Consider the following 17193-nt stretch of genomic DNA (forward strand, 5'->3'; position numbering starts at 1 on the left):
CCGAGGTAAAGTTATCGCAATATGACGTCGACATCGAACATGACACCGCCGTTCACGCCGGTGCTCCTCGCCGGGATGGCCCTGTATCCAGTACCCGCCGTGATGCTGCAACCGGCGCTGAATACGGCGCTTTTGATCATTCACCGTAGCCATCCGGATGTTTTCGAGCGGATGGAAGGCTACGCCGGTTCGCAGATCCTGATTGATCCTATCGACCTGCCTTATGTATTTCTTTTAAGTCCCGACGGGCGCGCTCCAAAATTGATTGCAGCCCGCAACCATCCAACAAATGAGGTCGACGCCGTTATCCGGGGACCACTTTTGTCCTTGCTCGATATGCTTGAGGGCCGCCTTGACGGGGATGCCATGTTTTTCTCGCGGGGATTGGCAATCGAGGGCGACACGGAAGTGATTGTCGCCCTTCGCAATGCCGTCGACGGTGCTGAAATTAATTTGACCGCCGATATCCTGTCCCTGTTCGGACCTTTTGCCGGCCCTGCGCGGGCCGCCGTTAAAACCGCAAATCACATAGCCGGCCTAGCCAGTCGCGACTTGCAAACCCTGGCCGAAGCCTTGCTGGCCCCGTCAATGGCCCGCCATGACGCCCAGGATGCGCGGGTCCGTAAAATTTCCGACAAGCTGGGTGACGTTGACAAGCGCACCCGCAAGCGGCGCTCAAAAGAATCATGACCAGCCCCTTCCTGGAACTGGTTTGTCCGGCAGGAACCCCGGCGGCACTGCGTTCAGCAGTCGATGCCGGCGCCGATTGTGTCTATCTGGGGTTTCGCGATGAAACCAACGCCCGCAATTTTCCGGGCCTTAATTTCAATGAAAAGGAACTGGCTGAGGGTCTGGATTACGCCCATCGGCACGGCGCAAAAGTACTGGTCGCCATTAACACTTATCCGGAGGCAGGCAATCCCGGGCCGTGGCAAAGGGCCGTTAACAGCGCCGCCGTCCTGGGTGCTGACGCGGTGATACTTGCTGACGTTGGCCTGCTCGATTACACCGCCACCAGGCATCCTGACCTACGCCGTCATTTATCGGTTCAGGCATCAGCTTCCAACCCCGAAGCGATCCGCTTTTACGTGGAAAACTTCGGCGTCAAGCGGGTCGTCCTGCCCAGGGTTTTAACGGTCGCCGAAATAGCCGCCCTCAACAAACAAATCGGGGTCGAGACGGAAGTCTTCGTATTCGGTGGTCTGTGTGTGATGGCCGAAGGACGTTGTGCGCTGTCCTCCTATGCGACGGGAATCTCGCCAAACAAGAACGGTGCCTGTTCGCCCGCCAGCCATGTCCATTACGAAGATGAGGGTGACCGGCTGGTTTCCAAACTGGGTGATTTCACCATCAACGCTTTTGATGCAAACGAGCCCGCCGGTTATCCGACACTCTGCAAGGGTCGCTTTAGGGCCGGTGGCAAGACGTCCTATCTGTTTGAGGAGCCGACCAGCCTCAGTCTGGGTACGATGTTGCCCGAACTGGCCGCAGCCGGGGTGACGGCCCTTAAAATCGAAGGCCGCCAGCGTGGACGTGCCTATGTGGCGGCGGTGGTCAAGGCTTTCCGCAAGGCTGTTGACGCCGTTCATGCCGGACAGACGCCGCCACCCATGAATCTGTCCGGTTTAAGTGAGGGCCAGCAGGAAACCACCGGCGTTTACGAAAAGACATGGCGTTAGGGGGGGGGCGATGACAAACAAAGCCATGCTGACACTGGGACCGGTGCTGTTTAACTGGCCACCTGAAAAGTGGCGGGATTTCTATTTCCGTATCGCCGATGAGGCTCCTGTAGATTGTGTCACCCTTGGCGAAGTTGTGTGTTCCAAGCGACTGCCGTTTTTTGAACCGGTCATGGCCGATGTTATTGAACGTCTGCAAGGGGCGGGTAAGGAAGTCGTGCTGTCGACCCTGGCTTTGATCATGAACAAACGCGAGATGGACATCGTCCGCGACATAACCGCCATGGAGGGCGTGCTTGTTGAAGCCAATGACGTTTCCACCGCCACATTACTGGCCGGAAGGCCCCACACCATCGGTCCGTTTATCAATATCTATAACGAGGGGACGCTGGACTTCTTCGCCAAAAAGGGTGCGACCCGTGTTTGTCTGCCCGTCGAACTGTCGGGGACAACCCTGTCGGTTCTGGCAAAGAATGCGGACGTAGAACTGGAAGTCCTGGCCTTCGGGCGCCTGCCGCTGGCTGTCTCGGCCCGCTGCTACCACGCCCGCGCCCACACTTTGAGTAAAGACAACTGCCAATACGTTTGCGCCGATGACCCGGACGGCATGGATCTGGACACCCTGGACGGCGAAGCCTTCCTCACTGTCAACGGCACCCAGACGTTGTCTTACACTTGCAACAATCTGATCGAAGAACTGGGCGAAATGCAGGAGACGGATATCAACCGCTTCCGCCTGTCACCGCAAGACATCGACATGGTCGCAGTCGCGCAAGTGTTCCGGGACGTGCTCGACGGCAAAACACCCGCTCATGATCTCGAAGAACTGGCGGACGGGCTGAAATTCTCCAACGGCTACTACCATGACAGGGAAGGTGGCAAGATGGTGGCGGCGGAGTAGGGGTTACTGCTCTTCCTCAGCGCTATCACCGCCCAGGAAGTACTTGTAGACATCGAGTCCGGTCAAAATGACGCCGTCGAAGCCCTGGTAGATGAGGCCGTAGATGTAGGAATTGGTGTCCCCGAACAACAGGTTTTGCCATTCCTGTCGCCAGTACTGCACGTAATAACGGTCCGGGTTATCCCTGAGCGGCGCGGCGATCCAGCTTGGTGATCCTTCGCGCCATCCTTCCTGCCAATAGTAATCGTAAGCCGCCGCCGAGCCGATATCCACATGGGCCAGGACCAGTCGCTTGGAGCCCAGCTTCTTGTATTTCAGGGTTTCCACCGCCTGCCTGGAAAGCGGGGTGCGGCCATGCATGATATTGACGGCGATGATGTCGTAATTGGTATCGTGAATTTTTAGGGAAAATTCGTCCTGACGACCAAAGCCCGAGGTATCGCCCAGGTAGAGAAAATTCTTCGCGTCGGTCATGGAAACAATGCTCTTCGGGTTCTCCTGGTAGGGATACTTGCGAAAATCAGGAATTGAATTCAATTCCTCGCCCATGGCCCCGGCGACGAATGGGGTCAGGTTGAGTTCTTCGTTAAAGGCATAGGACTGATCGGCCTGTTCGGTATTTTCCACATAATCGATGACCATGACGTTGAGGCGATTCTTTTTGGCCATACGCACCAGTTGCAGTTTTTTCTCAAGTTGCTCAGGCGGGGTCGGGATGCCGACGATTTTCTCGCCGTAAAAAAGGCCATCAATCATGATGCCGTCGATAGAGCGCATATAGGCGCGGGCCGGAAAGGTTTTGGTCTCGTCGATATCGTCAACTTTTTTCAGAAGTTCCGGATTGCCCTTGGCGATGACGACGAAGTTGGGGTGCTGGCTACGGGCATAGGCGGAAATTTTTTGAACCAGTTCGCGTATCTGCTCACGGAAATCAAGCAGAATGCCTGTATCCTGGCGTTGAATTTGCACTTCCTCATCAGTTGTTCGGCCCTGAATGGTGGTTTGCGCGTAGGCCGGCAAGGCAGCCAGGGTCAGGGCTACAAGAAGAAACAGGAGAACAGTCGTGCGGGTCGTCCCTGACCGGGTCATGCGGTTTATCCTAAAGGGCAAAACAGAGAATCAGTTTTACCACATCGCACCGCTGCTGATCAAAGTCTGCTGGCGACCTCATCGGCCACGGCCAGGGATGCCGTTAACCCCGGTGATTCAATTCCGAACAGGTTGATGAGGCCCCTGACACCATGAACACCGGCATCCTGAATGATAAAATCTGCAGCGGGTTCCCCCGGTGCCTGTACCTTTGGGCGGATGCCGCTGTAGGCGGGGTTAAGGGTGCCATCGGCAAGTCCTGGCCAATAGCGGCGGATCGCGGCGTAGAAACTTTCAGCCCGGCCCGGGTCGACGTTGTAGTCGATTTCGTCTATCCACTGAACGTCAGGACCAAAGCGACCCTGACCACCAAGATCGCGGGTGTAATGGGTGCCAAGACTGGCCTTGCCTGGTAGTGGGTAAATCAGGTGTTCAAAGGGCGCTTTGCCGTTAAGGGTAAAGTAATTTCCCTTGGCATAGTGCAGGGGCGGCACTTTTTCGTCAGGGAAACCGTCCATAGATGAAGCGATTTTTTGAGCACCAAGACCGGCAGCATTAATAACCGTAGCGCAATCGAGCGTCATCGTTCCATCAGCTCCTGAAACATCGAGCGAAACTGTTCCATCTTTGATTTTTCCACCGGTAACGGCACTCAAAAAAGCGAAGCTGGCCCCGTGGTTTTCCGCGTCGCCTTGCAAATTCAGCATATAGGAATGGGAATCGAAAATGCCTGTTGATGGTGAAAACAAGGCGCCATGGCAGGAGAGTTCCGGTTCCATGGCACGGGCATCGGCGGCGCTGATCCGGGTCATGTCATCGACACCGTTTATGCGGGCTTTTTCGAGAATACCATCCAGAGCGTCGGATTCTTCTTCAGTGGTGGCAACGATCAGTTTGCCACAACGCTGGTGGGTGATGGCGCGCTCTTGCAGGAAATCATAGAGCAGGGCCCTGCCGGCGACGCACAGACGGGCTTTCAGGCTACCCTCTGGGTAATAAAGGCCAGCGTGGATAACTTCGCTGTTACGCGCACTGGTGATGGTGCCGATGGCGTCTTCGCTTTCGAGCACAATGACTTCGCGGCCCTGCATGGCCAGCTTACGGGCGATGGCAAGCCCGATGACGCCTGCCCCAATGACGGCACAATCTACACGTTCGCTCATAACCTGGATCGGTCCTTGCTTTATTTCCCGAGCGGAGTGTGACCTTTGCGTATTGCCCGGTCAAGAAAATGGCTCACCGTAATGTGATCACTGTTTGAGTTGCCTTAAAGCGACAGCGAGGGCACCTTTGGTTGATGAGTAAAAACCGTATAAGCAATCTTGTTCTGGTGATTTTTGTTTTTCTTACCCTGGCTGGCGTCAGGGCCTGGGCGGCATCGTACCCTGATAGCTGGACTCTGGATTGGCCGAAAACGGATTTCAGCAATACCACTGTCGATTTAAGCGAGATCTTTTCCGGTGGCCCGGCCAAAGATGGGATTCCGTCCATCGATCAGCCTTCCTTCCTGCCGGTAACTGAAATTGATGATCTGGGCCCGCAGGAACCGGTCATCGCCTTACATGTCAACGGCGAGGCCCGGGCTTATCCTTTGCGCATTTTGATGTGGCATGAAATCGTCAATGACAGCATTGGCGGCGTGCCGGTGACGGTGACCTATTGTCCGCTTTGTAATTCATCCATCGTTTTTGAGCGTGAGCTGGACGGCGTGGTTCTCGATTTCGGAACCACCGGCAAATTACGCAACAGCGATCTGGTCATGTATGACCGACAAACAGAATCCTGGTGGCAACAGTTTCTCGGGCAAGGGATTGTCGGTTCGATGACCGGCAAGGTCTTAAAAGTCATACCGTCGCGGATGGAATCATTCGAGCGCTTCAAAAAACGCGCACCTTACGGCAAGGTGCTGGTTCCGAATTCCCCGCATATGCGTAGTTACGGGGCCAATCCTTATGTCGGTTATGACAGCCGGGATACGCCTTACGGTTTCTTCCGCGGTGAAATGCCCGAAGGTATCGAGGCCATGGTTCGGGTTATCGTTGTAAACGGCGAAGCCTGGAGTCTGCCATTGCTGAGCAACGCCGGTGTTATCAACGCCGGTGATGGTCTGGAAATCAGCTGGCAGGCCGGGCAAAATTCCGCCCTGGACAGTCGTGTCATTGCCAACGGCCGCGATGTAGGCAATATCGTCGTGCGTCAGCGTCAGGGTGATAAATGGCAGGACGTCGCCCACGACATTACCTTCGCCTTCGTCTTCCACGCCTTTCATCCCAAGGGTGTTATTCATCAGTAAGACGACCACAGCGTTTGCCAGCACCTGAATGCCGGATTAAAATTTTCTAAATTCTCAAGTGATTCGGCAGGGGCCATGATTTCCACATGACATCCAAACGCGCACACGTCATCGTTACGGGTAATGAGAAGGGCGGCAGTGGCAAGTCGACGACGGCCATGCATCTGGTCATCGGGCTGTTGCGAGACGAGCGTCGGGTCGCCGCTATTGATCTGGACGCCCGTCAGGGGACGCTGACCAACTACTTGGGCAATCGCCAGCGCTTTATAGATGACAAGGGTATGGCATTGCCAATGCCGGAATTCAGGGTTATCGAGCACAGCGCCGACCTCAACCGTGACACCGCCGAAATTGATGACGAGAAGGCCCTGGATGAAGCCATTGGGGATCTGTCGCAAAACCACGATGTCATCGTTATCGATACTCCCGGCGCTGACAGCATTCTGACCCGGCTCGGTCATTCCTTTGCCGATACCCTGATCACGCCCTTGAACGACAGTTTTATCGATCTGGATGTGCTGGCCCGGGTTGACCCGGTCAGCCTGAAAATCCAGAACCCCAGTCATTATTCGGAAATGGTATGGCAACAGAAAATGCGCCGGGCCCAGCGCGATGGCGGTTCTACCGACTGGATTGTCATGCGTAACCGCCTAAGCCATGTGGACGCCCGCAACAAACGCGAAGTCGAGCGTCTGCTAGGTGAGTTGGCAGCGCGGGTTGGCTTCAGGCAGGTCGCCGGGTTCGGCGAGCGGGTGATCTACCGGGAATTGTTTCTTGCCGGTTTGACCATGATGGATATCATCGACGTTTTAGGCCCTGATAGCCTGACCATGTCGCACCTGTCGGCGCGTCAGGAAGTGCGCGGGCTGATCGACGCTATCGGGCTGCCGTAATCATTTTCCGTAATCATTACCAGTCCTTGCCGGTCAGCAGTTTCCAGGCGTTCCGGTAGGCGATGTCGTGTTTGGCCGGCTCGGGCAGGTCGCGGACGATGCGCCTGAAATTATCCACCTTCTGCCTCAGGAAAACGGGCAGGGGCGGGCGACCGCCGCCGTAATCCGTGGCGAACACGAAGCGCTTCGAGAAATCGCCGAGAATGGCCCGCCATTCCGGCTTGAGCGTGTCGCTCTGATGGCCCGGGCCGCCTTTCCACAGCGTCGTGTCACCGGTTAGCGTGGCCTTGTTATCCTTGCCGGCGCAGCGGTACTTGCGGTTAGGCTGGCCGTTGGCGAGGTCGAAATAGAGGTTCGCATGGCGTGACAGCAGGCGACGGACGTACGCCGGGGTGAAGCGCTTCTGCTTTTCCGGGTGGCGGATTTGGGCGAAGTGGGCGACGATCACCTTGGCCCCAGGGTAGTCCTTTAACATTTCCTCGAGCTCCTCCAGGGGCCTGTCCTCGGCCTCCAGATGGATGACGAAGGGCACACTGGTCAACGCGGCCAGGGTGAACAGGCGGCGGCCGTTTTTGCCGTTCAGGGGGATGTCGACGTTACGGTCGCGGCGCTTGTCCCTGCACTGGCTGGACGACATGTAGTGGCGAAATTCCAACTCACCCATGTGGGCATAGACGCCGGCGCGAACATATCTTTCCATTTGGTCGATGAAATGTTTTTCCGAGCCACCTTTTTGCCTTGCCCAGTTGGGGTTGGTGCCGGCGTTGGCGGTGGGGATGAAGCGTTCGGGATACTTGTTGACCAGTTCGTGGATGTAGAAGCTCCAGCGGTAGCCATCGGAGCCGTCTTTCGGGCGCTGGTAACCATCGGCGGCGATCAGCGCCACGCCCAGTTCGTCCATGGTGTCGAAGACGCCGGGAATATAATCGACGACCTGTCCGGACTGGATGCTGGTTTCCATGTCGATCTTCGGCAATTTCCCCTGATCGAGCATGGTCTGGACGCGCCCGCGCCACAGGGTCTCCAGTTCGGCCCGGCTATGTATCAGGTCGATGGGTTCAGCGGCATGGGATAAGGTGGTGAGGGAAAGCAGGACAAACAGCGTGAGCCTCAAAAGCATCATCGTGATCTCCCGGAGATCCTTAAGCTGTTATTGACGCCGCTACTGTGGGCCGGGTGCAGCCGCTCGTCAAACCACTTCGATCGTCGTGGTTTCGCCGAAGCCGCCCTTGATCAGGTTTTTCGCATGACAGATCATGTTCTGACCTTCCATGCCTTTGATAAAAAAGACGTGACTGCCGCTTGTGCGCTCGCAGGTGACGAAGTTATGCAGGCCATATCTGACCAGAAAGTTTTGTTCTTTATTCATTTTATTATCCTTAGGTGTTCAAGTGCTCTTAAACCGGCGCTTTAAGCGCCATGGTAGCGAGCGAATGTTAAATTTTTGTAAAACGCAGAAACAGCAAAGGCAGCGAGGGTAAGTCGCGCCGGATACCATCTTCATGCTGAAAAATGAGAGGTCGAAGAAATAACCGCTGACGGTCAGCCCACTTTCTTCGTGTTGTTATTTGGTGTCGCAGGTCTTGGGTCTTAAGCGTAAATGCGAAGTGCCCACCCCTGGCAGATGTCAGAAGTGGGCGCTTTACAGAACTATTCGATGATCGACAGGTTCTCGGCGGAAGATTTGCCGTTCTGTCCAGGCTGAAGTTCAAAAGAAACTTTCTGCCCTTCGTTGAGCGAGCTCAGGCCAGCGCGTTCGACGGCCGAAATGTGAACAAAAGCGTCGCTAGAACCATCTTCGGGTTCGATAAAGCCATAACCCTTGGTCGGGTTAAACCATTTTACAGTACCGGTAGTCATAGTCAGTTTCCTCAAACAGGATAGTTATTTTCGCGCTTCACACCATGTGAGGACGCGGTCGTAATAGCGTTAACACTGTTTAGGAGGTAACCAAGTTAATCGGCGTACCGGTTGTTTAGGCAGCCAAACAAATGTAACACGTTCGCAATATGTAATGAATCATTCCAAGAAGTCAATGACTTGTGGGCGACAAGATTGTAATTTCTTTACATTGATATTAAAGGATCGGCATGGCTGATAACGACGGAAATCTTCCCACCAAAAAATCATCGCCCGGCGATGTCGAGGCGTTCCTTAAAAAGGTTGCGCACACCAGGCCTGTAAAAACACCGGGCAAGCGGGGCCGCCTGATTTTTGGCATGGACGCGACGGCCAGCCGGCAACCCATGTGGGACCGGGCGGCGCACATTCAAGGCGAGATGTTTAGCGAAACGGCGGCTCTTGGCGGCCTTGACCTGCAATTGGCCTACTACCGTGGCTTTGGTGAGTTTAAGGCGTCGAACTGGCTTGGCGACGCGGATAAACTGCTCAAACTGATGAGCACGGTTTTTTGTCTGGCCGGGGAAACCCAGATCGGTAAATTACTGAGCCACGCGATCAATGAAACCAAAAAAGAAAAAGTTAACGCCCTTGTGTTTATTGGTGATTGCGTAGAGGAAGATGTCGATAAACTGGGTGCATTGGCCGGCGAGTTGGGCATTCTTGGGCTGCCGGTTTTTATGTTTCAGGAAGGTGAGGACCCGGTTGCGACGTTTGCTTTCGGGCAGATTGCCAAATTGACTGGCGGGGCTTGCTGCCGCTTTGATGCCACCAGCGCCCATGTGTTGCGGGAATTGCTTAGCGCCGTTGCCGTCTTCGCCGCCGGTGGCCGCACGGCCCTGGAAGATTTGGGAAGCAAGCGCGGTGGTGAAGTTTTAAAACTGGCCAACATGATGAAGGGTAAATAGAGGTGCTACCGTATTTCATTCTCGGGGTGGCTCTGCTGGCGGGGATGCTTTTGTCCATGCGCTGGTATGTAAGCGCCGATCCAAAGACACTGCTCAAGGTCTTAAAATGGCTGTCGTTAGGACTGATCATCTCTATCGGCCTGTTCCTTGCCCTGACCGGTCGTCTCGCCTGGGCCTTTGTTACCCTGCCGGTATTGATCGGTTGGCTGATGCGTTTTCGTTCCGCCGCCACGATGTTCAAGAACTTCTCTCGCATGGCCGGGGAGGCGCAACAGCCCGGAGCATCGGAAGTGGAAACCCGCTTCCTGCGCATGACCCTCGATCACGGCAGTGGCACCATGGATGGAGAAATTCTGGAAGGTCCCCATAAAGGGCGATTGTTAAGCGATGTCGGCCAACACGCGGTTGTCAGCCTGCTTAAGACTTGCTGGAGTGAGGATGAGCAATCGGCGCAAATTCTCGAAGCCTACCTGGATCGTTACTATCCGGATTGGCGCGCCGGGGCGGAAAAAGAAGCTGCCTCGAACACGTCATTCAAAGATGAAATGGACCGAGCAGAGGCTTTTGAGATACTCGGTTTATCCGAAGAGGCAAGCGATGAGCAGATAAAAGAGGCATATCACAGGCTGATTGCGGGCCTGCATCCGGATCATGGCGGTTCGACCTATCTGGCTGCAAAAATAAACCGCGCCAAGGACGTGCTTCTTTCTTGAGGGAACGTAAGGTTGCAGCGGCCTTATGGGTGTGGCACAAAGGCCGCGCATTCGCTACGCGTTGGTGATTCTTAGTGATCCGAGGAAATTTTTATGGTCAAGCCTGTTAGAAAAGCGGTCTTTCCCGTTGCCGGTCTGGGCACGCGGTTTTTGCCTGCGACCAAGGCGATGCCGAAAGAAATGCTGCCGGTCGTTGACAAACCACTGATCCAGTACGCGGTCGAAGAGGCGCGTGACGCCGGGATTGAGGAAATCATTTTCGTCACCGGTCGCGGCAAGGCGGTTCTGCTTGACCACTTTGATCACAGTTTCGAGCTTGAAGAAATTCTTAAAAATCACGGCAAGGCCGAAGCGTTGTTCCAGGTGCAGGACGTGATGTCAAAGCCGGGGCAGATTTCATCAACCCGCCAGCAACGCCCGCTTGGTCTTGGTCATGCGGTATGGTGCGCGCGTCATTTTATTGAAGATGAGCCGTTTGCGGTGCTTTTAGCCGACGATCTGATTATGGCCGAACCGGGTTGCCTGAAACAAATGATGGACGTTTACAGTGACACTGGCGGCAATGTCGTCGCCAGCGAAGAAGTGCCCCCTGAACACACCGCTCGTTATGGTATTCTGGATGTTGTTGAAGACGATGGCCGTCTGGCCCGCGCCAAGGGGCTGGTTGAAAAACCCGAACCGGCAAAAGCGCCGTCCAATCTTTGCATCATCGGCCGTTATATCCTGCAGCCGGAGGTCTTTGAATATTTGGGCAAACAGGAGCAAGGGGCAGGGGGTGAAATACAACTGACCGACGCTCTTGCCAAAACCATCGACAGAATTCCTTTCCATGGTCTTCGTTTCAAGGGAGACCGTTTTGATTGCGGCGATAAACTGGGATTTATGGAAGCCAATGTCGCTTTCGCCCTGGCCCGTGATGATCTCAACGAAGGCATGACCCGGATGCTAAAAAAGTACGTGAAGGACTAAACGAGTACCCCCTATCATAAAAGGACGATACGTATGACGACCTTACAAGCCCATTCGACAAGGAGCAGTGTCCGCCGTGATGTTGTGCATCACAAGGACATTGCGACGCTGTTCGATGGGCTTGTAAGGTCGCCCGCCGGGTCGCCTATCCGGCCTTCCGGAGGTCGTTGGTGGTGTTCAACGATGCGCCCACATCGCTTTCACGTCACCTCCTACCCGGAAAGCCGGATAGGCGATCAGACGTGTCGTCCTTTTATGATAGGGGGTACTAAATGCGCATTGCGATGATTGGCACCGGCTATGTCGGCCTTGTTTCAGGTGCCTGCTTTTCAGAATTCGGCGTTGATGTGGTTTGCGTCGACAAGGACCAGGGCAAGATTGACCGGCTAGGCGAGGGCATCATGCCGATCTTCGAGCCGGGGCTGGACGATCTGGTTGCAAGTAACGTCAAAGCCGGACGCTTGAGTTTTACCACCGATCTGAAACAGGCCGTCAGCGGTGTTGATGTTGTCTTTATTTGCGTTGGTACACCGACTGAACCCGGCGGCGGCCATGCTGATTTATCCTATGTGTACGCTGCGGCCCGCGAAATTGCCGAAGCCATGGACGGCTACGCGGTGATCGTCAATAAATCTACGGTTCCCGTCGGCACCGGAGACGAGGTCTCAAAGGTTATCTGCGAGGCTAACCCCAAAGCGGATTTTGATGTTGTCTCGAACCCTGAATTTTTGCGTGAAGGATCGGCGATCCATGATTTCATGCGCCCCGACAGGGTCGTGATCGGCACCGAAGTCGAGCGTGCCCAGGAAGTCATGCGCAACCTTTACCGGCCGCTTTATCTGATCGAAACACCGATCCTGTTCACCCAGCGTCAGACGGCCGAGTTGATCAAGTATGCGGCCAATACGTTTCTGGCGACTAAAATCACCTTCATCAACGAAATCTCCGATCTTTGCGAAAAGGTTGGTGCCGATGTGCAAGATGTTGCCAAAGGCATTGGCCTAGACGGACGTATCGGCTCAAAATTCCTGCACAGCGGACCGGGTTATGGTGGCTCGTGTTTTCCCAAGGACACCCTGGCGCTGGTCCATACGGCACAGGATGTCGGCTCGCCCCTGCGTATTGTCGAAGCCGTCGTTGATATTAATGACAAACGCAAAAAGCACATGGCCGATCGTGTGATCGCCGCCTGTGATGGGTCTCTTGAAGGTAAAACCGTGGCGGTTCTGGGAGTGACGTTCAAGCCCAATACGGATGACATGCGGGATTCTCCCAGCCTTGATATTATCCCTGCCATGCAAAAAGCCGGGGCGACAATTCGCGCTTTTGATCCTGAAGGCATGACCGAAGCCGGGGAAATGCTCGACGGCGTTGATTGGTGCGAAGAGTCATACGCAACCATGGAAGGCGCGGATGTTCTGGTTATTATCACCGAATGGAACGCTTTTCGCGGGCTCGACTTCGAGCGTGTTAAATCACTACTGAACAAGCCGATCCTTGTTGATCTTCGCAACATTTATAATCCGGATGAAATGGCCGCAGCCGGTATTGATTATCACTGCCTTGGCCGTCCCACCAAATGACAAAAGAACGCCAACTGGACCCGACAATCCTGCGCGAATATGACATTCGCGGCATCGTTGGCGATACCCTGAACCCGGAAGACTTGCGGGCAATTGGCCATGGCTTTGGCACCATCATTGCGCGGGGTGGCGGCACCTGCGTTGCTATCGGCTATGACGGCAGGCTTTCCTCGCCCGAACTCGCCGCCGCTGCCGTCGAAGGCTTAAGCGCTGCCGGTTTGCGGGTCATGAAAGTCGGGCGTGGCCCCAGTCCTATGCTTTATTACGCCACCCACGTGCTTGAAGCTGATGCCGGTATGATGATTACCGGCTCCCATAATCCGCCCGATTACAACGGCATCAAGATGTCTTTGGGGGCAGGCTCCTTCTTTGGCGACGATATACAGAATCTTGGCAAGCTGGTCGCCGCCGGTGATTTTCTGAACGCCGAAGGATCGCAGGAAGATTGCCCTGTCTTTGATGACTATATAACGCGCTTGCAGAAGGATTATAGCGGCAGCAAGGAACTAAGCGTTGCCTGGGATAACGGCAATGGCGCGGCTGGCGAGGCTCTGGTTGCTCTGGTCGCAGGGCTTCCCGGTCGCCATATTTTGCTCAACGAGAAAATCGACGGCACATTCCCCGCCCATCATCCCGATCCGACGGTCGAAAAAAACCTTCAGCAATTGAAGGATTCGGTTGCCCGTGAAGGGTGCGATATGGGTATCGCCTTTGATGGTGATGGTGACCGCATCGGTCTTGTCGATAGTCAGGGCCGGGTTTTGTGGGGCGATCAGATGATGGTGATCCTGGCGCGCGAGGTTTTGCACGACATTCCGGGTGCGACCATTATCATTGATGTGAAGGCAAGCCAGGTCTTTTTCGATGAAATCAAGGCGATGGGTGGCAATCCGCTGATGTGGAAAACCGGCCACTCGCTGATCAAGGCGAAGATGCAGGAAACCGGGGCCCCGCTGGCTGGCGAGATGAGCGCCCATATTTTCTTCAAGCACCGCTATTACGGCTTTGATGACGCGCTTTATGCGGCCGTTCGCCTGATTTCGATTGTCGCCTCCAGCGATCAAACCCTTGATGACATGCTCGACGCCATGCCCCACATGCTCAACACTCCGGAACTGCGTTTCGATTGCCCCGAAGAGCGCAAATTCAGGATTGTCGAGGAGGTTGCCGAACGCCTGAAGACGATGAGCGGCATTTCCGTCCACGATATGGACGGGGTGCGTGTCCAATCAGATGATGGCTGGTGGTTGCTTCGCGCATCAAACACCCAGGCCGTGCTGGTCGCCCGCTGTGAGTCGACGACCGAAGAAGGGTTGGATAGATTGAAAGAAACGCTGACAAACCAGCTCCGCAAAAGCGGCCTGGAACCGCCTGCTTTTGGTTAACCGGCCGATGCCAGTTGTTGCAGGGGCTGTTTCATTCTCAATTCCATACAATTGATATTGCGTCGTTTGAGAACCTTGCAGGCGCGGTAGGCCTGACGTTTGCTGATGCCCAGAATACGGGCCCGGTAGATGGGTTTGCGGACACCTTTTTTCAGGGGAACGACCCGGATATGGCCATCAAATAACAGGTCGTGTGCCTTTTCCACGGCCAGACGTGCAATTTTATAGGCGGGCTCTGTGGTTTTGTAGGCGCCGACCTGAATGCCCCATTGCAGTTTGGCAAGGGCACGGTCCCGGGCTTTTTTCGATATTTTCGCTTTTACCGCAACGTCGGCGTGGGTGGTGCCCAGCTTGTCGTAGCTTTTGTTGAGAAGTTTGGCCATGTGCTTGTCGCGGGCGCGTGATGTGCGACCACCGAAAACGACACCTATCAGGCGTTGACCGTTTCGTTCTACCGAGGCGACCAGATTAAAACCGGAAGCCCGAATGTATCCGGTCTTGATACCGTCTGTACCCTTGTAGGTTTTCAGCAGGGCGTTGTGGTTTTTGTGAACGAGGCCCTTGTGGGAAAAGGTTTTGGTTGAAAAATAAAAATAATACTGCGGAAAGTCTTTAAGCAGCCTGAGCGCCAGCGTTGCCATGTCCTTGGCCGTGGAAAGCTGGCCGCGATGGGGCAGGCCAGAGGCATTACGGAATGTCGTGCGTGACATGCCGATGGCGCGTGCCCTGGATGTCATCGACAGGGCGAATTTGCGTTCAGTGCCGCCAAGGTTTTCGCCGATGGCGGTGGCGACATCATTGGCCGATTTTGTGACAATAGCCAGTATCGCCTCTTCGTAGGTAATTTTGCCACCCTTTGAAAGCCCCAGTTTCGATGAAGGCTGGCGGGCGGCGCGGGCCGATATCTTGAGCTTTTGCTCAAGCCGGATACGACCGTCTTCAAGCGCCTCAAAGACCATGTAAAGGGTCATCATCTTGGTCAGCGAGGCAGGATAATTGCGGGTGTCGGCGTTGATTTGATGCAGCACCGTGCCGGTTTCGGCGTCGATAACGTAGGATGCGTATTTAGCCTGGACGGTGGCCGGGGCAAGCAGGAAGGCTGCGGCACAAAAGATGGCCGCCGAAAGCTTCCAAAAATTCCCCTTTATGGTCTCCAAATCTGCGTTCCCGCTTTTAATTATCAAGAATGACCAAAACATTACCTAACCGACGCCAGGATAACAATTAATTAAGATTGCGCAGAAAATTACTCCTTGATCCGGGTAATCAACTGATGATCGGCTAATTCGGATATCAGCTTGACCATATCGGTCTTCACCGACGTGGGATCGGCGTCGGGAAAAGCCTGACAAATGATGTTTGCCGCTTCCTCGCCGCTTGTTTCATCTTCCAGCAACCGCCATAGGGCCGCGCCGATGGAACTCAGGTGGTAAAGCGCCTCGTTTTCAGGATTGACCAGAAAAATAACATCATCGACCTGACGTTCCGTAATCCCTTCGCTTCGGGTATAGCGTCGTTTCATGGGCATGGTTTGAACTCGTCGATCAAATGGCGCGCCGCAGTGGCGCCATCAGGATAGCGCAAAGTGAAACGGCTGGCAGCATCGCTGATGCCATGCAGGCGGTCCAGAGTCTCAATGGCGGAAATCTGCACCGAAAAATTCTGCAATATGGTTCGCTTTAGAATATCACTGGTCGAAGCGGGCAGCATCTGCAGGGTTTCTTGCGGGTCACGGTGAAGCTCAATGATGCCTTTTATCGGTGATGTTTCCCGGTATGTCGCCAATTCGCCGGGTAGAAGTTTCAGATACAGAAACCTGCGGCTTTCCGGCCCGCGTCTGTCGTTTACGAAAGTATTGAAGTTTTCGCCGCCATCTTCCGGAAGGGGTTGTCTGAGGCGCGGCAGGATTCCTGGCGACATGCCAAGATTGTCACTGGTGATGTAGAGGACATCATCGGCAAATATTTTAACTCCCAATGAGGCCAGGTGCGCTATCAGCGTACTTTTGCCAGCGTTATAGGTGCTGGGGAACAAATACAAACCGTCACCGAAATCAGCGGCGGCGGTGTGCAGGCAAAGCAGAGAAGGGTCATCTGCGACGACGCACTTAAAGGCATCAACAAGGAAGTCGCAAGCCGCGTTGATGATGTTCGGGTAAACGGCAGGTTTCGATAACCACTCTGAGCGGCGGCAGTAACCCTGGCCGGTTTTGCTGATGGTGATTGCCGGGTCGGGATTTTTTGGGGCCTTGAGCTTGTGAAAAGACCAGCCGTGCAGGATGGACTGGATGGCGGGCGCCATCTCGTCACAGCCGTTTAGAGCGACAGGGCGTTTCATATCATCAAAAGCGATTAGCAAATTCAGCACCCAAAAAGAATTGCACCGACGTGATTATACGCCGGTGCGACATTATACAAAAAACGATTGGCTGGGGAGGTTTCCCCGGTGCCGGATGTCCCTAGACACCGCCAGCAATGCCACCGGTTCCGGCGCCAGCACCCGCCCCGGCACCTGTTCCACCGGCACCTGTTCCACCGGCACCTGTTCCACCGGCACCCGTTCCGGCGCCAGCTGTTGCTGTTCCGGCCGTTGTCGTCGTTGTTGCTGTTCCGGCAGTTGTTCCAGTACCCGTTCCGGCACCCGCACCGGCACCAGTCCCGGCACCAGCACCCGCACCCGCACCCGCTCCACCGCCAGCAGTTCCGCCGCCAGCACCGGCATCTGCCGTTGCGCCGCCGCCAGAAGCCCCACCGGTATCTCCGCCACCGGAAGCCCCACCGCCATCGCCGCCAGCATCTCCGCCACCGGAAGCACCGCCAGCGTTGCCGCCGTCGCCGCCAGCATCTCCGCCACCGGAAGCGCCACCAGCATTGCCGCCACC

19 protein-coding genes are annotated in these 17193 nt (G+C 55.2%); 10 read left to right on the forward strand and 9 right to left on the reverse strand.

Features of this window, described 5'->3' with window-relative positions:
- Positions 1-21: 21 nt before the first annotated feature.
- From HOL66_03720 to HOL66_03730, 3 genes are read left to right on the forward strand one after another with little or no spacing between them, the layout of a single operon-like run.
- Positions 22-690: a lipid carrier protein gene (locus tag HOL66_03720; GenBank protein ID MBT5243332.1), complete on the forward strand. Its 669-nt coding sequence runs from the start codon at positions 22-24 to the stop codon at positions 688-690.
- Complete coding sequence (locus HOL66_03725; GenBank protein MBT5243333.1) at positions 687-1679, forward strand: U32 family peptidase; 993 nt, start codon at positions 687-689, stop codon at positions 1677-1679. Before HOL66_03720 ends, HOL66_03725 begins: the two co-directional genes overlap by 4 nt.
- A gap of 10 nt (positions 1680-1689) precedes the next feature.
- Positions 1690-2580, forward strand: coding sequence for a U32 family peptidase (locus HOL66_03730; GenBank protein ID MBT5243334.1), 891 nt, complete (start codon positions 1690-1692; stop codon positions 2578-2580).
- 3 nt (positions 2581-2583) lie between these two features.
- Here the strand turns inward: HOL66_03730 and HOL66_03735 are convergent, their stop codons facing one another.
- Both HOL66_03735 and HOL66_03740 read right to left on the reverse strand, forming a co-directional pair.
- Entirely contained in the window at positions 2584-3669 is a 1086-nt protein-coding gene (locus tag HOL66_03735) for a hypothetical protein (protein MBT5243335.1), read from the reverse strand.
- A gap of 59 nt (positions 3670-3728) precedes the next feature.
- Positions 3729-4832 (reverse strand): NAD(P)/FAD-dependent oxidoreductase, encoded by a 1104-nt coding sequence (locus HOL66_03740; GenBank protein ID MBT5243336.1) that lies wholly within the window; start codon positions 4830-4832, stop codon positions 3729-3731.
- Positions 4833-4966: 134 nt separating this feature from the next.
- Here HOL66_03740 and HOL66_03745 point away from each other — a divergent pair, with 134 nt between their 5' ends.
- On the forward strand, positions 4967-5962 hold the full coding sequence (locus tag HOL66_03745) for a DUF3179 domain-containing protein (protein ID MBT5243337.1): 996 nt from the start codon (positions 4967-4969) through the stop codon (positions 5960-5962).
- An 86-nt stretch (positions 5963-6048) separates the two neighbouring features.
- Positions 6049-6855, forward strand: a complete 807-nt coding sequence (locus tag HOL66_03750) for an AAA family ATPase (GenBank protein ID MBT5243338.1) — start codon at positions 6049-6051, stop codon at positions 6853-6855.
- Positions 6856-6871: 16 nt separating this feature from the next.
- On the opposite strand, the gene HOL66_03755 is transcribed toward HOL66_03750, so the two are convergent.
- The 3 genes from HOL66_03755 to HOL66_03765 form a co-directional block, all read right to left on the reverse strand.
- On the reverse strand, positions 6872-7978 hold the full coding sequence (locus tag HOL66_03755; protein MBT5243339.1) for an amidohydrolase family protein: 1107 nt from the start codon (positions 7976-7978) through the stop codon (positions 6872-6874).
- A 66-nt stretch (positions 7979-8044) separates the two neighbouring features.
- Positions 8045-8224: a hypothetical protein gene (locus tag HOL66_03760; GenBank protein MBT5243340.1), complete on the reverse strand. Its 180-nt coding sequence runs from the start codon at positions 8222-8224 to the stop codon at positions 8045-8047.
- A gap of 281 nt (positions 8225-8505) precedes the next feature.
- Positions 8506-8715: a cold-shock protein gene (locus HOL66_03765; GenBank protein MBT5243341.1), complete on the reverse strand. Its 210-nt coding sequence runs from the start codon at positions 8713-8715 to the stop codon at positions 8506-8508.
- A gap of 230 nt (positions 8716-8945) precedes the next feature.
- On the opposite strand from HOL66_03765, the gene HOL66_03770 reads away from it, so the two are divergent.
- The 5 genes from HOL66_03770 (at position 8946) to HOL66_03790 (ending at position 14312) form a co-directional block, all read left to right on the forward strand.
- Positions 8946-9662, forward strand: coding sequence for a VWA domain-containing protein (locus HOL66_03770; GenBank protein ID MBT5243342.1), 717 nt, complete (start codon positions 8946-8948; stop codon positions 9660-9662).
- Between the two features lie 2 nt (positions 9663-9664).
- Positions 9665-10375, forward strand: coding sequence for a DnaJ domain-containing protein (locus tag HOL66_03775; protein MBT5243343.1), 711 nt, complete (start codon positions 9665-9667; stop codon positions 10373-10375).
- A 93-nt stretch (positions 10376-10468) separates the two neighbouring features.
- Positions 10469-11344: a UTP--glucose-1-phosphate uridylyltransferase GalU gene (gene galU, locus HOL66_03780; protein ID MBT5243344.1), complete on the forward strand. Its 876-nt coding sequence runs from the start codon at positions 10469-10471 to the stop codon at positions 11342-11344.
- 272 nt (positions 11345-11616) lie between these two features.
- Entirely contained in the window at positions 11617-12927 is a 1311-nt protein-coding gene (locus HOL66_03785) for a UDP-glucose/GDP-mannose dehydrogenase family protein (protein MBT5243345.1), read from the forward strand.
- The gene (locus HOL66_03790) at positions 12924-14312 is read left to right on the forward strand and encodes a phosphomannomutase/phosphoglucomutase (protein ID MBT5243346.1); all 1389 of its coding nucleotides are present in this window, start codon (positions 12924-12926) and stop codon (positions 14310-14312) included. The genes HOL66_03785 and HOL66_03790 overlap by 4 nt, the downstream gene beginning before the upstream one ends.
- On the opposite strand, the gene HOL66_03795 is transcribed toward HOL66_03790, so the two are convergent.
- The 4 genes from HOL66_03795 to HOL66_03810 form a co-directional block, all read right to left on the reverse strand.
- Positions 14309-15511: a D-alanyl-D-alanine carboxypeptidase gene (locus HOL66_03795; GenBank protein MBT5243347.1), complete on the reverse strand. Its 1203-nt coding sequence runs from the start codon at positions 15509-15511 to the stop codon at positions 14309-14311. The two genes, HOL66_03790 and HOL66_03795, sit on opposite strands and share 4 nt — an antisense overlap.
- Positions 15512-15558: 47 nt before the next feature.
- Complete coding sequence (locus HOL66_03800) at positions 15559-15840, reverse strand: PqqD family protein (GenBank protein MBT5243348.1); 282 nt, start codon at positions 15838-15840, stop codon at positions 15559-15561.
- Positions 15831-16649, reverse strand: coding sequence for a hypothetical protein (locus HOL66_03805; GenBank protein ID MBT5243349.1), 819 nt, complete (start codon positions 16647-16649; stop codon positions 15831-15833). Before HOL66_03805 ends, HOL66_03800 begins: the two co-directional genes overlap by 10 nt.
- A gap of 121 nt (positions 16650-16770) precedes the next feature.
- Positions 16771-17193 (reverse strand): hypothetical protein (locus tag HOL66_03810; GenBank protein ID MBT5243350.1); only part of this gene is annotated, 423 nt, incomplete at its 5' end.

It is taken from the genome of Rhodospirillaceae bacterium (assembly GCA_018662005.1).
Lineage (GTDB): Bacteria > Pseudomonadota > Alphaproteobacteria > Rhodospirillales > JABHCV01 > JACNJU01.